The organism is Streptomyces sp. NPDC050674, assembly GCF_040654575.1.
Taxonomy (GTDB): domain Bacteria; phylum Actinomycetota; class Actinomycetes; order Streptomycetales; family Streptomycetaceae; genus Streptomyces.
In genome coordinates this window covers 17,441-30,720 of sequence record NZ_JBFAIG010000008.1, presented here as the reverse complement: position 1 = coordinate 30,720, position 13,280 = coordinate 17,441, and the positions used below count along the sequence as shown (strand labels likewise).

Here is a 13,280-nt window from a genome sequence, read left to right as displayed (position 1 = left end):
CTCCTCACAGCTCGGGGGCGACCCCGGCGCCGAACGCCGTGATCTGGTCGATGAGTTCGGCGCGGCTCCGGCTGCGGAACCGCACCTGGATCTGGTGCACGCCCATGGCGCGGTACGCCCGCAGCGACTCGGCGAGCCGCCGCGGGTCCCCGGTGAGGGTCCGGCGCCCCACGTCCCACCGGGGCGTGCCGACGTACAGCGGCTCGGCGATGGCCCCCACCGTGAACGGGTCCCGCCGCCCCGCCTGTTCGCGCAGTTCCCCGATCCGGGCGATCTGCGCGGGCAGCCGGTCCCGCGGATCTCCCTGCGGCAGCCAGCCGTCGCCCTTGAGGGCGGCCCGTCGCAGGGCGGCCGGCGAGGAGCCGCCGACCCACAGGGGGACGGGGTCCTGCACGGGCCGGGGCCGCTGGCCGAGCCCTTCGAAGGCGTAGAGCTCGCCGTGGTGCTCGGGGAACTCCTCCGGCCCGAGGGCGGCACGCAGGGCGTCGACACACTCGTCGAGCACGGCACCGCGCCGGTGGAAGTCGACGCCCAGGGCCTCGAACTCCTCCTGGACGTGCCCGGCGCCGACCCCGAGGATCAGCCGGCCCGCGCTGAGGTGGTCGAGCGTGGCGTACTGCTTGGCGGTCAGGAGGGGGTGCCGCAGGCCGACGATCGCGACATGGCTGAGCAGCCGGACGTGCTCGGTGGCGGCGGCGAGGTGGGCGAGGGTGGCGACGGGGTCGTACCAGACGGTGCTCATGGCGGCGGCGAGCCTGCGGGGGACGCCGACGTGATCGCAGGCCGCCAGGTAGTGGAACCCGGCCCGGTCGGCGGCGCGGGCGATCTCCAGCAGGTCGGCGGGCCCGGCGGCGGCCTCCCAGGCCTCCGCGTAGAGGGTGCTCTGCGACTGGACGGGCAGCTGCATCCCGTAGCGCAGGTTCACCGCGCGCCTCCGCCGCCGCCCGGCCACAGCCCTTCGTCCGTCAGCCCGAGCAGCTCGATGGCGTTCCCCCGCACGATCCGCTCGACCACGTCGGGCTCCAGGTGCCCCATCTGCGCCTCGCCGACCTCGCGGGACTTGGGCCAGGTGGAGTCGGAGTGCGGGTAGTCGGTCTCGTAGAGGACGTTGCCGACGCCGATGGAGTCGAGGTTGCGCAGCCCGAAGGCGTCGTCGAAGAAGCAGCCGTAGACGTGCTCGGCGAACAGTTCGGACGGCGGCCGGTGCACCTTGTCGGCGACGCCGCCCCAGCCGCGGTTCTCCTCCCACACCACGTCGGCCCGCTCCAGGATGTAGGGGATCCAGCCGATCTGCCCCTCGGCGTACATGACCCTCAGGTTCGGGAACTGCTCGAACTTGCCGCTCATCAGCCAGTCGACCATGGAGAAGCAGCAGTTGGCGTAGGTGATGGTGGAGCCGACGGCGGGCGGGGCGTCCGCGGAGGTGGAGGGCATGCGGCTGCTGGAGCCGATGTGCATGGCGACGACCGTGCCGGTCTCGTCGCAGGCGGCGAGGAACGGGTCCCAGTCGTCGGTGTGGATGGAGGGCAGTCCGAGGAACGGCGGTATCTCGGAGAAGGCGACGGCGCGGACCCCGCGGGCGGCGTTGCGCCGGACCTCGGCCGCCGCCAGTTCGGCGTCCCACAGGGGGATCAGGGGCAGGGGGATGAGCCGCCCGTGCGCGTCGGGGCCGCACCACTCCTCCACCATCCAGTCGTTGTAGGCCCGCACGCAGAGCAGGCCCAGCTCGTGGTCCTTCGCCTCGGTGAAGGTCTGTCCGCAAAAGCGCGGGAAGGTCGGGAAGCACAGGGCGGACTGGACGTGGTTGACGTCCATGTCGGCGAGGCGCGCGGTGACGTCGTAGGAGCCGGGCCGCATCTGCTCGTAGGTGATGACTTCGAGCCGGATCTCGTCCCGGTCGCAGCCGACCGCGGTGTCGAGCCGGGTCAGGGGCCGGCGCAGGTCCTCGTAGACCCACCAGTCGCCGACGGGGCCGTCATCCCCGGGTCGCCCCATGACCGGCTTGAAGCGCCCTCCGAGGAAGGTCATCTCCTTCACGGGGGCCCGGACGACCCGCGGCCCGACGCCCCGGTACCGCTCCGGAAGCCGGTCCTGCCAGACGTTCGCGGGCTCCACGGTGTGGTCGTCCACGGAGATGATCAGCGGAAACGTGCTGTCGTGGGTGTCCATGGCGCTCACGGTAGCGCCGATCTGACGGGGCGTCAGCTCTGCGGGCGCGGGCCGGTCCGGCCTCGATGGCGCGATCCGTGCGGTCCGGCCGGAAGCGTGCGCGGAGAGTGTGCAGACTCTGTGGACTCCCGCGTGTCACCCTGTGATCGGCGTCTCCCACGGCTGACGTATCCACCGCCAACAAGGCAAACTGGCCTGGTTGCTCAGGATGTCTAGGGGGACTGCATGGACGGTGTACCGGACGGTGTGCCGCTCGTACCGGAGCAGCGGCGTCCCGATTCCACGTCGGAGCCGGCGATGACGGCCGGGCCGGCCGGACCGGCACGGTCCGCGGCCCTGCGCTTCAGCGTGCTCGGCCCCGTGCGCGCCTGGCGCGGTGACGACCCGGTGGCCACCGGGTCACCTCAGCAACGCGCCCTGCTGGCAGCCCTGTTGCTGCGCGGCGGCCGTACGGCCACGGCGGCGGAGCTGATCGACGCCCTGTGGGGCGAGGAACCGCCCTCGCAGGCCCTGGCGGCCGTGCGGACCTATGCCTCCCGGCTGCGCAAGGTGCTGGACCCGGGCGGCACCGCCGCCGCCCCGGCCGTCCTGGTCAGCGAGGCCGGCGGCTACGCGGTGCGCGGCCTCGCCGAGGACGCCCTGGACCTCACCGTCGCCCAGGACCTGGCCACCGAGGCGGAGAAGGCCCGCTCGGCCGGCGACCTCTACCACGCCCGCGCCGCCCTGCGCCGCGCCCTCGCCCTGTGGGACGGGGAGACGCTGGCCGCCGTGCCCGGCCCCTACGCGGAGGCCCAGCGCGTCCGGCTGGAGGAGTGGCGGCTCCAGCTCCTCGAATCACGCCTGGACATGGACCTGGAGCAGGGCTGCCACGCCGAGGCCGTCTCCGAGCTCACGGCCCTCACCGCGGCCCATCCGCTGCGCGAGCGGCTGCGCGAACTGCTGATGCTGGCGCTGTACCGCAGCGGCCGCCAGGCCGAGGCCCTGGCCGTGTACGCCGACACCCGCCGCCTGCTCGCCGACGAACTCGGTGTGGACCCGCGCCCCGGCCTGAGCGAGCTGCAACAGCGGATCCTCCAGGCGGACCCCGGGCTCGCGGAACCCTCCTCCCCGGCCCCCGAACAGGCCACGGCCCCGGTACGCCCCGCGCAACTTCCCGCCACCGTCCCGGACTTCACCGGACGATCCGCCTTCGTGCGCGAGCTGGGCGACATCCTCGCCTCCGCCGAGGGCCGGGTCATGGCGGTCTCGGCGCTGGCCGGCATCGGCGGCGTCGGCAAGACGACCCTCGCGGTGCACGTCGCCCACCAGGCGCGCGCGGCGTTCCCGGACGGGCAGCTCTACGTCGACCTCCAGGGCGCGGGCGCCCGGGCGGCGGAGCCGGAGACGGTCCTGGGCTCCTTCCTGCGCGCCCTCGGCACGGCCGACTCGGCGATCCCCGACTCCCTTCAGGAGCGGGCGGCCCTGTACCGCTCGGTCCTGGCCGGGCGCCGCGTGCTGGTCCTGCTGGACAACGCCCGGGACGCCGCCCAGGTGCGCCCGCTGCTGCCCGGCACGGACGGCTGCGCCGCGCTGGTCACCTCCCGGGTGCGGATGCTCGACCTGGCCGGGGCCCATCTGATCGACCTCGACGTGATGTCCCCGGACGAGGCGCTGGCGCTGTTCACGAAGATCGTGGGCGAGGAGCGGGTGGCGTCCGAGCGGAAGGCCGCCCTGGACGTGGTGGCGGCCTGCGGTTTCCTGCCGCTGGCGATCCGCATCGCGGCGTCCCGCCTGGCCGCCCGCCGCACCTGGACGGTGTCGGTCCTCGCGGCGAAACTCGCCGACGAACGCCGCCGCCTGGACGAGCTCCAGGCCGGTGACCTGGCCGTCGCGGCCACCTTCGAGCTCGGCTACGGCCAGCTGGAGCCCGCCCAGGCCCGGGCGTTCCGCCTGCTCGGCCTGGCGGACGGCCCCGACATCTCCCTCGCCGCCGCCGCGGCGGTCCTGGACCTGCCGGCCGAGGAGACGGAGGACCTGCTGGAGTCCCTCGTGGACACCTCCCTGCTGGAATCGGCGGCCCCCGGCCGCTACCGCTTCCACGACCTGGTCAGGCTCTACGCGCGTGCCTGTGCGGAAAGGGACGAACTGCCCCCGAGCGAACGGGGCTCGGCGCTCTCCCGGCTGCTGGACTTCTATCTGGCGTCCGCGGCCGGGGTCTACGCGATCGAGCGCCCGGGCGACCGGCTGGTGGACCACCTGGAGCGCACGTCGTACCCGGGGCTGCGCTTCGACGACCGGCACGCGGCGCAGGACTGGCTGTACGCGGAGGCCATCTGCCTCCTGGCGTGCGTACGGCAGTCCGCAGGACTGCCGCAGACCCTCCCCCGGGCCATCGACATGCTGTGGGCCGCCCACGACCTGTCGGAGTCGGGGGCCAACTCCAAGGAGTACGAGGCGACGGCCGAGGCGCTCGTCGGCGCGGCCCGGTCGCACGGCCTCGGGCGGGCGGAGGCCCGGGCGCTGATGACGCTCGTCAATGTCCATCATGTCGGCGGCCGTTTCGAACGGGCCGAGGAGGAGGCCGAGCGCGCCATTCTCCTCGCGCAGGAGGCCGACGACCTGCTGCCCGTCTGCTGGGCGAGCAACGCGCGTGGCATCATCGCGCTCTACCAGAACCGCCACGCGGACGGCGAGGAGCATCTCTCCCGGGCCATCGAGCACTTCCGGGCGCTCGGCGACCGTCCCGGCGAGGCCGCCGCGCTGTGCAACCTGTCCCGGATCCACCTCGCGACCGGACGGACCCAGAGCGCGGTCGCGCTGGCCCGGGAGGGCATCGACATCTACGACGGCATGGGCAATGCCCTGCGCGGGGCGAACGCCCGTTACGCCCTGGGTCTCGCCCTCACCCAGAGCGGCGAGTTGTGCGACGCGGCCGACCGGCTCCAGGAGGCGCTGGAGGTGTTCCGCGACAGCAGGCAGCGCCTGTGGGAGGGCATGAGCCTGTTCCGGCTGGCCGAGGTGGACCTCGCCGCCCGGCGCACGGCACGGGCCGCGTCCAACGCCGAGATGGCCCTGACGGTCCTGCGCGGGATCGGCGGTCAGTGGCGGCGGGGCAACGTCCTCACGGTCCTCGGGCGCGCGCTGGACGGCCTCGGCCAGACCGGCCGGGCCCAGGTCTGCTGGCAGGAAGCGGCCGCGATCTACGAGGAGCTGGGCTCGCCCGAGATCACCGAGGTGCGGGCGCTGCTGTCCCCGGTGCGCGCGGCCTGAGGCCTCGTCGGGGCGTTCATCATTCGTTTATCGCCGCCCGCCATGATGGACGCAGTCGATCCGTCGCGTCGGGGGGCAGACGGGTCACCGCACGGGCCACGCCCTGATGTTCCGGGGCGAGCGGCCCGGGTGGGCCCGTCCGGTCGTCCTCGGGGGAGTGACCGGGCGGGCCCGCCGACCTCACTGCTTGATCCATGCCAAGGGGAGATGACGATCATGGGCGACGAGCTCAAGCCGCAGGACCTGCACGCCACGGACGAGCCGCTGGAGACCAAGGACGAGGGCGCCGTCAAGAAGCAGGACCTGCACGCGACCGAGGAGCCGCTGGAGGTCAAGGACCTGCACGCGACGTCGGAGCCTTTCAAGCCGACGAAGTAAGCCACCACCGGAACACGGGGTTCGGCCGCGGCGGCGCGGAGGGGGAGCCGTCGCGGCCGAGGTGTGTCCGCGGGCGGACGGCGACGCGTCAGAGTGCGACGACCCGCACGCCCGGTCCGCACAGTTTCCCCATGTCGTCCTCGTCGGAGGTGAAGAGCACCACGCCCGCGGGCTGCCGGCTCGCGATCACGGCCAGGGCCGCGTCGATCGCGTAACTGTGGCCGTGCAGCCCGGTGTCCTGGAGCAGGGTGACAGCCGCCTCGGCGACCTCCCTGGTCACGGGCTCCACGACGACACGTGACATCGCCCGTGCCCAGGCCGCCCGTTTCACCCGGCCGTGGTAGGCCTCGATCAGCGTCATCGAGCTGGTCACGACGCGGATGCCGGAACGGTGCGCGTCCTTGAGCCGCGCCAGCATCACCCGGTCGCCCAGGGCGACCCGGGACAGCGCTTCGAGGATGAGCTCGCCTCGGCGGAGGCCGAGCGCAGGGGGTTCGAGCGCCACTTCACCGAGCAGGGCCCGGGGGCGGGCGGCGAGCGACACCGGAGGGCGGGCTGGTGGAGCCGTCCTGCTATCTGCTGGACTGCGAGGCCCGGCAGAGTGCGCCGCTCGTTGCGGCGCGCGATAGTGGACCCGCGCAGATCACCCGTCGGCCCGATCCCGAAGGCGGCCCCCATGCCCGGCGAGCAGCCCCATCTGTACGAGACCCTCGACGAGCGGTTCCGGACAGGGAGGTGTCAGGCGGGGGACTCGCGGCTGGAGACCCTGTACGAGGGGTGCCGCTGGGCCGAGGGGCCGGTGTACGTGCCCGCCGGGCGGTACCTCGTGTGGAGCGACATCCCCAACGACCGGCTGCTGCGGTGGGACGAGACCACCGGGGCCGTCGGGGTGTTCCGCTCCCCCGCCGGGTACCCCAACGGCAGCACTCTGGACGGCCAGGGCCGTCTCATCACCTGTGAGCAGGGCAACCGGCGCGTGACCAGGACCGAGCACGACGGCTCCGTGACCGTGATCGCGGACCGGTTCCGGGGCAAGCGGCTCAACAGCCCGAACGACGCCGTCGTGAGGTCGGACGGGTCGGTGTGGTTCTCCGACCCCGAGTTCGGTATCGCCACCGACTACGAGGGACATCGCGGCGAGAGCGAGATCGGTGCCCGCAACGTCTACCGCGTCGACCCCGCCGACGGCGAGGTGCGGCTGGTCGCCGACGGGTTCCAGGGACCCAACGGGCTGGTCTTCTCGCCGGACGAACGGCAGTTGTACGTCTCCGACAGCGTGGCCAACCACATCCGCGTCTTCGATGTCCACGAGGACGGGACCACCCTCTCCGGCGGCGATGTCTTCGCCGCGTGCGGGAAGGGCAACTTCGACAACATCCGCTTCGACGACCAGGGACGGCTGTGGGCCGCCGCCCTGGACGGGGGCGTGCACTGCTACGACCCCGACGGCACGCTGCTGGGCCGCATCCTGGTGCCGGGCACCGTCGCCAACATCCGGTTCGGCGGGGCCCGGCGCAACCGCCTGTTCATCGCCGCCGACACCACCCTGTACTCCCTGATGATGTCGGTCACCGGCACCCCGGCCCTGCCGCTCAGCCGGTGACGCCGTCGCGCAGCACGCCCTTCAGCACCTTCCCGCCGGCGTTGCGCGGCAGCCGCGCGACGAAGCTGACCGTCCGCGGGACCTTGTAGTTCGCCATCTCCCTGCGCGACCAGGCGATCAGGTCGTCGGCGGTCAGCAGGGCGCCGGGGCGCCGTACGACGTACGCCCTGCCGACCTCGCCGAGCCGCGCGTCGGGCACGCCGATCACCGCGACGTCCGCCACGTCCGGGTGCAGGCCGAGGAGCCGCTCTATCTCGGCGGGGTAGGCGTTGAAACCGCCGACGACGAACATGTCCTTGAGGCGGTCGGTGATGCGCAGGTTCCCCGCCGCGTCCAGGACTCCGACGTCGCCGGTGCGCAGCCAGCCGTCCGGTGACAGCACCTCGGCGGTGGCGCGCTCGTCCTCGTGGTAGCCGGCCATGACGTGGAAGCCGCGGACCAGGACCTCGCCCGGCTCCCCGGGCCCCAGGACGTGGCCCTCGGCGTCCACGACCCGTACGTCCGTGCCCGGGATGGCCCGGCCGGAGGTGGACGCGATCACCTCCGGGTCGTCGTCGCGGCGGCACATGGTGACGACGCCGCTCGCCTCGGAGAGGCCGTACGCCGTGAGGACCGTCCCGACGCCGAGTTCGCCGCGCAGGCGCTCCACCAGCCGCAGCGGCACGACCGCCGCCCCCGTCACCACCAGGCGCAGGGCCGAGAGGTCGTGGGCGTCCCGGGCGGGGTGGTCCAGGAGGGACTGGAGGAGGGTCGGGGGGCCGGGGAGGACCGAGACCCGTTCCGCGGCGATGTTGGCCAGGACGGTGTCGACGTCGAACACCGGCTGCGGGATCATCGTCGCGCCCCGCATCAGGGAGGCGATCACCCCGGCCTTGTAACCGAAGGTGTGGAAGAAGGGGTTGACGATCAGATAGCGGTCGCCGCGGGTGAGGCCCGCGAGGTCGCCCCAGATGTCGAAGGCCCGCAGCGTCTGGTCGTGGGTGATGACCGCGCCCTTGGGGCGGCCGGTGGTGCCGGAGGTGAAGACGATGTCCGAGGGCCAGGACCCGCGCACGGCCGCGGCCCGTTCCCGCACGGCCGCCGGGCCGACCCCCTGCCCGTCGGCCAGGAACTCCTTCCAGGTCGAAAAGCCCGCCGGGGCGTCCTCCGAGAGGACGACCGCGTGCTTCAGGTCCGGCAGGCCGGGCAGCGGGCCGGTCCCCGGGCCGTCCCCCGCCGCCCTGCGCAGGGTCGCCACGTACGACGTGCCGAGGAACGTGCCGGTGACGAACAGCAGCCTCACGCCGCCGCGGCGCAGCACGTCCGCCGCTTCGGCGCCCTTGAAGCGGGTGTTCAGCGGCACGAGCACCGCGCCCGCCGAGACGGCGCCCAGGGCGGCGACGATCCAGTCGAGCGAGTTCGGGGCCCAGACGCCGACCCGGTCGCCGGGCTCGGTTCCGAGCGCCAGGCAGGCGGCCGCCGCCTGTTCCACGCGGGCGCCCAGTTCCGCGTAGGTGACGCGGGTCCGGCCCTCGACGACCGCCTCGACGTCCGCGTACCGCTCGGCCGCCGTCCTGACCAGGTCCGGAACGCTTCCCCATGCCGTATCCGCCCGCACAGCTCGCCTCCCCACGCCACAGGAGCTGACCATCCGTCAGATTATCTGTAATCTGACGGTCTGTCAGCGACCGTTCGGGTCCGGAGGTGCGCGCAGCATGGCAGCAGGATCGACAGGCCTCAAGGACGCCACCGCCATCGTCGGCATCGGCCAGACGCCCTTCGCCAAACGGCTCCCGGAGGACGAACGCACCCTCGCCTGCCGCGCCGTCCTGGCCGCTCTGGACGACGCCGGGATCGCGCCCGGCGAGGTCGACGCCCTCGCCTCCTACACCATGGAGGAGACGGACGAGGTGGAGCTGGCGAAGGCCTGCGGCTTCGGCGACCTCACCTTCTTCTCCAAGGTCGGCTTCGGGGGCGGGGGTTCGTGCGCCACCGTCGCCCATCTCGCCGCCGCCATCGCCGCGGGACAGGCGAGCGTCGGGGTGGCCTGGCGCTCCCGCAAGCGGGGCAGCGGGCCCCGGCCCTGGACGAACACCGCCGTCCAGCTGCCGACCCCGGCCCAGTGGACCCGGCCTTTCGGGCTGCTGCGGCCCGCCGACGAGATCGCGATGCTCACCCGCCGCTATCTGCACGAGTACGGCGCCACCCGCGACCACCTCTTCAACGTCGCCCTGGCCTGCCGCAACCGGGCCAACCAGAACCCCGCCGCGATCATGTACGACCGGCCCCTGACCCGCGAGATGTACATGACCTCCCGCTGGATCAGCGAGCCGCTCTGCCTGTTCGACAACTGCCTGGAGACCGACGGGGCGCTGGCCTGTGTCGTGGTCTCCGCCGAGCGCGCCCGCGACTGCCGGCGCCGGCCCGTGTACGTCCATTCCACCGCCCAGTCACTGCCCGCCCAGCACCACGGCATGGTCAACTACTGGAACGACGACCCCCTCACCGGCCCCGCCTGGGCCGCCGCCCGGCAGCTGTGGAAACACTCCGACCTGACCCCCGAGGACGTCGACGTCGCCCAGATCTACGACGCCTTCACGCCGCTGGTCCTGCTCTCCCTGGAGGGCTACGGCTTCTGCGCGCGCGGCGAGGGCGGGGCGTTCACCGAGGGCGGGGCGCTGGAGACCGGCGGGCCGCTGCCGCTGAACACCGCCGGGGGCGGCCTGTCCGAGGCCTATGTGCACGGCTTCAACCTCATCACCGAAGGGGTCAGACAACTGCGCGGGACCAGTACCGCGCAGGTGCCGGGCGCCTCCGTCTGCCTGGTCACCGCGGGCGAGGGGGTCCCGACCTCCGCCCTGCTGCTGAGGAGTTGAGGAGCACCCCATGCTGCGTCCCGTCCCCGACACCGACGGCGCCCCCTTCTGGGAGTACGCCGCCCAGGGCGAACTGCGCGTCCAGGCCTGCGCGGCGTGCGGAGAGCTCCGCTTCCCGCCCCGGCCCTGCTGCCCGCACTGCCAGTCCTTCGCGAGCGAGTGGCGGCCGGTGTCCGGCCGGGGCCGGATCTGGTCCTACGTCGTCGCCCATCCGCCGCTGCTGCCCGACTACGCCGCGCACGCGCCGTACAACGTGGTCGTCGTCGAGCTGGACGAGGCGCCCCGGATCCGGCTGGTGGGCAATCTGGTCCCCGCGGCCGGGCGGCCACTCGGCTCCCTGCCGGGGGAGCACCTGCGCATCGGCGCCCGGGTGCGGGCCGTCTTCCACGACGGGCTTCCCCAGTGGGTCCCGGAGCGGTCATGAGCAGTGTCCTCCTGCGGATCGACCGGGACAGCGGGGTCGCGGTGGTGACGCTGAACCGGCCCGGGCGGCTCAACGCCGTCGACCTCGCCATGGCCGACGAACTCGCCTCCACCTGGGGCGAGCTGCGGTTCGACGACACCGTGCGGGCGATCGTCCTCACCGGGGCCGGTGAGCGGGCCTTCTGCACCGGCATCGACCGGGATGCCGTCGTGCCGCAGCCGAACTCGCCCTACGCACAGGACGATCCGCTGCTGGGCATCGGGCCGAAGGCGAACGACCTGTGGAAGCCGGTCGTCGCCGCCGTGCGGGGCATGGCCTGCGGAGGGGCCTTCTACCTGCTCGGCGAGGCGGAGTTCGTCGTCGCCGACACCACCGCCTGCTTCTTCGACCCGCACACCACCTACGGCATGGTCAGCGCCTACGAGTCCGTGCTGATGGCGCAGCGCATGCCCTACGGGGAGGTCGCGCGGATGGCGTTGATGGGGACGGCGGAGCGGATCTCGGCCCGGCGGGCCTACGAGACCGGGCTGGTGTCGCAACTCACGGCGCGCGGCGAGGCCGTGGGCGAGGCGACGGCGTGTGCGGCCGTCCTCGCCGGGTATCCGACCGAGGCCGTGCAGGGGACCGTGCGGGCCCTGTGGGCCGCGACCGAGGCGGGGCGCGCGCAGGGGATCGCGCAGGCACCGCACCTCATCGCACTCGGGAACGCGGGGTCCGAGCGGCAGGCCCGGCTGTTCGCCGGGCGGGCGCGGCAGTACCGGTTGCGCGAGTGAAGCAGGTGGCCCATACATGCGTATGCTCGGGAGCGTGGTTGAGCATCGGATGATCGACGTCAATGGCATACAGCTGCACATCGCGGAGCAGGGCGAGGGCCCGCTCGTGGTGCTGCTGCACGGATTCCCGGAGTCCTGGCACTCCTGGCGGCACCAGTTCGGTCCGCTGGCCGAGGCCGGTTTCCGGGTGGTCGCGCCCGACCAGCGCGGGTACGGCGGCAGCGACCGCCCCGAGGACGTGTCCGCGTACAGCATCCTCCACCTGGTGGGGGACGTGGTCGGGCTGATCCACGCGCTGGGCGAGGAGCGGGCGTTCGTGGTCGGGCACGACTGGGGCGCGCCGGTGGCCTGGCACACCGCGCTGCTGCGGCCGGACGTGGTGCGCGGGGTGGCGGGGCTGAGCGTGCCGCCGCCGTTCCGGGGCGCACAGCCACCGCTGGAGGCCATGCGGGAGCGGTTCGGCGGGCACTTCTACTGGAACTACTTCAACCAGCCCGGGGCCGCGGAGGCCGAGTTCACCGCCGACACCCGCACGACCCTGCGCAAGCTGCTGTACTCCGCCTCCGGGGACGCCCCCGACGCCGGGCGTCCCGAGCAGGCCCTGGTGGACGACCTGGAGCGCGGCTGGCTCGCGGACGCGCCCAACCCCGAGGTGCTGCCCGAGTGGCTCACCGAGGAGGACCTCGACGTGCTCACCGAGAGCTTCGAGCCTGGCTTCACCGGCGCGCTCAACTGGTACCGCAACCTGGACCGCAACTGGGAGCTGACCGCCCCCTGGCACGGCGCGGTCGTCTCCCCGCCCGCGCTCTACGTGTACGGAGACCGGGACCTCGTGCCGGCCTTCCCGGGCACGCCCGAACTGATCGAGCGGCTGCCGGAGTTGATGCCGAACCTGCGCCGCAAGCCGCTCGTGCTGCCGGGCTGCGGCCACTGGACGCAGCAGGAGCGGCCCGCCGAGGTGAACGAGGCGCTGATCGACTTCCTGACGGAGCTGCGGGACTGAGCCCCCGGTTCCGTCAGTCGTCCGTCAGTCGTCCGTCAGTCGTCGACGAGGGCCTGGCGGTCGACCTCGCAGTGGTCGACCGAGTCCACCAGGCCCGCGCTGCCGCCCACCCGGACGTCGACGGTGGCCGTGCCGTTCGCGGGGACGGTGACCTCCCCGTACCGGCTGACGACGGTGATGCCCTGGGCGTCCTCGAAGGTGACCGAGACCGAGAAGTCCGCCTTGCGGCCGTTGGGGTTGCTGACCTCGACGGTCGCGTAGGGGGCCGCCGGGCTCGCGCAGCCGAGCAGCCTCGCCGTGCCGTCCTTCAGCCGCTTCGTGCCGCTGCCGGAGGAGGAGGTCGGCGTGGAGCCGTAGTGCGGCCTGCGGGCGGAGGAACTGCCGCCGCCGCTGCCCGCGTAGTCGTCGTCGGAGCCGTAGGACCCGCCGCTCGAACCGCCGGAGCCGTACGAACCGCCACTCGAACCGCCCGAGCCGTACGAGCCGCCGCTCGACGTCGACGACCTCGAACTGTCGTGGTCCTGGCGGGAGCTGCTGCACCCGCCGCCGCCTCCGCCGCCGTGCCCGTGACCGCCGCCGCGGCCCCGGCCGGACGAGAAACCGGTCAGTGCCAGCACCACCAGCACCAGCACCGCCGTGAACCTGAGCCCGCTCCCCCGTGTCCGCATGACGGAAAGCCTAGTGATCGCCTGTCACGACCATGTCACTGCATGGCGACCGGTACGCACCCGGCGTAGCGTCTGGGGTGGAAGCGGTGGACGGACCGCTTCCGAGAAGCGGCGGCCGCCGTCCGGATCCCCTTCCGTACGCCGGTACGACGGCCGTC

12 protein-coding genes are annotated in these 13,280 nt (G+C 73.2%); 7 read left to right on the top strand and 5 right to left on the bottom strand.

Annotation, left to right across the window (positions count from 1 at the left end):
- Positions 1-4: 4 nt before the first annotated feature.
- Positions 5-907, bottom strand: a complete 903-nt coding sequence (locus AB0I06_RS15190) for a TIGR03619 family F420-dependent LLM class oxidoreductase (RefSeq protein ID WP_363119470.1) — start codon at positions 905-907, stop codon at positions 5-7.
- A 14-nt stretch (positions 908-921) separates the two neighbouring features.
- The gene (locus tag AB0I06_RS15185; RefSeq protein WP_363119242.1) at positions 922-2,169 is read right to left on the bottom strand and encodes an amidohydrolase family protein; all 1,248 of its coding nucleotides are present in this window, start codon (positions 2,167-2,169) and stop codon (positions 922-924) included.
- A gap of 225 nt (positions 2,170-2,394) precedes the next feature.
- Here AB0I06_RS15185 and AB0I06_RS15180 point away from each other — a divergent pair, with 225 nt between their 5' ends.
- Positions 2,395-5,418, top strand: coding sequence for a BTAD domain-containing putative transcriptional regulator (locus AB0I06_RS15180; protein ID WP_363119241.1), 3,024 nt, complete (start codon positions 2,395-2,397; stop codon positions 5,416-5,418).
- 207 nt (positions 5,419-5,625) lie between these two features.
- Positions 5,626-5,796, top strand: a complete 171-nt coding sequence (locus AB0I06_RS15175; RefSeq protein WP_363119240.1) for a hypothetical protein — start codon at positions 5,626-5,628, stop codon at positions 5,794-5,796.
- An 88-nt stretch (positions 5,797-5,884) separates the two neighbouring features.
- Here AB0I06_RS15175 and AB0I06_RS15170 read toward each other — a convergent pair whose 3' ends face one another.
- Positions 5,885-6,340 (bottom strand): hypothetical protein, encoded by a 456-nt coding sequence (locus AB0I06_RS15170; RefSeq protein ID WP_363119239.1) that lies wholly within the window; start codon positions 6,338-6,340, stop codon positions 5,885-5,887.
- A gap of 132 nt (positions 6,341-6,472) precedes the next feature.
- Here AB0I06_RS15170 and AB0I06_RS15165 point away from each other — a divergent pair, with 132 nt between their 5' ends.
- Entirely contained in the window at positions 6,473-7,399 is a 927-nt protein-coding gene (locus AB0I06_RS15165; protein ID WP_363119238.1) for an SMP-30/gluconolactonase/LRE family protein, read from the top strand.
- On the opposite strand, the gene AB0I06_RS15160 is transcribed toward AB0I06_RS15165, so the two are convergent.
- Entirely contained in the window at positions 7,389-8,996 is a 1,608-nt protein-coding gene (locus AB0I06_RS15160; RefSeq protein WP_363119237.1) for a FadD3 family acyl-CoA ligase, read from the bottom strand. The genes AB0I06_RS15165 and AB0I06_RS15160 overlap by 11 nt on opposite strands.
- A 97-nt stretch (positions 8,997-9,093) precedes the next feature.
- Between AB0I06_RS15160 and AB0I06_RS15155 the strand changes: the two genes are divergently transcribed.
- From AB0I06_RS15155 to AB0I06_RS15140, 4 genes are read left to right on the top strand one after another with little or no spacing between them, the layout of a single operon-like run.
- A complete protein-coding gene (locus tag AB0I06_RS15155) occupies positions 9,094-10,254 on the top strand; it encodes a lipid-transfer protein (protein ID WP_363119236.1) in 1,161 nt (386 codons plus the stop codon).
- Between the two features lie 10 nt (positions 10,255-10,264).
- The gene (locus AB0I06_RS15150) at positions 10,265-10,678 is read left to right on the top strand and encodes an OB-fold domain-containing protein (RefSeq protein ID WP_363119235.1); all 414 of its coding nucleotides are present in this window, start codon (positions 10,265-10,267) and stop codon (positions 10,676-10,678) included.
- Positions 10,675-11,451: an enoyl-CoA hydratase/isomerase family protein gene (locus AB0I06_RS15145; protein WP_363119234.1), complete on the top strand. Its 777-nt coding sequence runs from the start codon at positions 10,675-10,677 to the stop codon at positions 11,449-11,451. The genes AB0I06_RS15150 and AB0I06_RS15145 overlap by 4 nt, the downstream gene beginning before the upstream one ends.
- A 49-nt stretch (positions 11,452-11,500) precedes the next feature.
- On the top strand, positions 11,501-12,454 hold the full coding sequence (locus AB0I06_RS15140; RefSeq protein WP_363119469.1) for an alpha/beta hydrolase: 954 nt from the start codon (positions 11,501-11,503) through the stop codon (positions 12,452-12,454).
- A gap of 35 nt (positions 12,455-12,489) precedes the next feature.
- Here the strand turns inward: AB0I06_RS15140 and AB0I06_RS15135 are convergent, their stop codons facing one another.
- Positions 12,490-13,122, bottom strand: coding sequence for a hypothetical protein (locus AB0I06_RS15135; RefSeq protein WP_363119233.1), 633 nt, complete (start codon positions 13,120-13,122; stop codon positions 12,490-12,492).
- Positions 13,123-13,280: the final 158 nt, after the last annotated feature.

Bases quoted from the DNA above. Each gene is read 5' to 3' on its own strand.
- AB0I06_RS15190 (WP_363119470.1), bottom strand. From the start codon at position 907: ATGCAGCTGCCCGTCCAGTCGCAGAGCACCCTCTACGCGGAGGCCTGG.
- AB0I06_RS15185 (WP_363119242.1), bottom strand. From the start codon at position 2,169: ATGGACACCCACGACAGCACGTTTCCGCTGATCATCTCCGTGGACGAC.
- AB0I06_RS15180 (WP_363119241.1), top strand. From the start codon at position 2,395: ATGGACGGTGTACCGGACGGTGTGCCGCTCGTACCGGAGCAGCGGCGT.
- AB0I06_RS15175 (WP_363119240.1), top strand. From the start codon at position 5,626: ATGACGATCATGGGCGACGAGCTCAAGCCGCAGGACCTGCACGCCACG.
- AB0I06_RS15165 (WP_363119238.1), top strand. From the start codon at position 6,473: ATGCCCGGCGAGCAGCCCCATCTGTACGAGACCCTCGACGAGCGGTTC.
- AB0I06_RS15155 (WP_363119236.1), top strand. From the start codon at position 9,094: ATGGCAGCAGGATCGACAGGCCTCAAGGACGCCACCGCCATCGTCGGC.
- AB0I06_RS15150 (WP_363119235.1), top strand. From the start codon at position 10,265: ATGCTGCGTCCCGTCCCCGACACCGACGGCGCCCCCTTCTGGGAGTAC.
- AB0I06_RS15145 (WP_363119234.1), top strand. From the start codon at position 10,675: ATGAGCAGTGTCCTCCTGCGGATCGACCGGGACAGCGGGGTCGCGGTG.
- AB0I06_RS15140 (WP_363119469.1), top strand. From the start codon at position 11,501: ATGATCGACGTCAATGGCATACAGCTGCACATCGCGGAGCAGGGCGAG.
- AB0I06_RS15135 (WP_363119233.1), bottom strand. From the start codon at position 13,122: ATGCGGACACGGGGGAGCGGGCTCAGGTTCACGGCGGTGCTGGTGCTG.